This window comes from Reyranella sp. (assembly GCF_052439685.1).
In the GTDB taxonomy this organism is placed as follows: Bacteria; Pseudomonadota; Alphaproteobacteria; order Reyranellales; family Reyranellaceae; genus Reyranella.
In genome coordinates this window covers 1-502 of record NZ_JBQVQG010000087.1, presented here as the reverse complement: position 1 = coordinate 502, position 502 = coordinate 1, and the positions used below count along the sequence as shown (strand labels likewise).

At 52.6% G+C, this 502-nt stretch carries 1 rRNA gene; it reads left to right on the top strand.

The features are described 5' to 3' along the window. Nucleotides 1–502, top strand: a 23S ribosomal RNA gene (locus ACT6UX_RS30470); the annotation flags it as partial.

Sequence of the window (502 nt, the reverse complement as noted above, 5' to 3'; positions counted from 1 at the left end):
AGCTGGTTCTCCGCGAAATCTATTTAGGTAGAGCGTCCGACGAATTCCTTAGGGGGTAGAGCACTGGATGGTTGCGGGCTGCGCGAGCGGTACCAATACTAACCAAACTCCGAATACCTAAGAGAACTATCGGGCAGACACACGGCGGGTGCTAACGTCCGTCGTGAAAAGGGAAACAACCCTAACCATCATCTAAGGCCCCCAAGTACTGGCTAAGTGGGAAACGATGTGGGATTGCTTTGACAATCAGGAGGTTGGCTTAGAAGCAGCCATCCTTTAAAGAAAGCGTAACAGCTCACTGATCAAGCGATCCTGCGCGGAAAATGTAACGGGGCTCAAGCCAGTCGCCGAAGATATGGGTTTGCACTTTGTGCAAGCGGTAGCGGAGCGTTCCGTAAGCCGGTGAAGGTCAGGCGTGAGCCTGGCTGGAGGTATCGGAAGTGAGAATGCTGACATGAGTAACGATAAGAGTGTGAGAGACACTCTCGCCGAAAGACCAAGG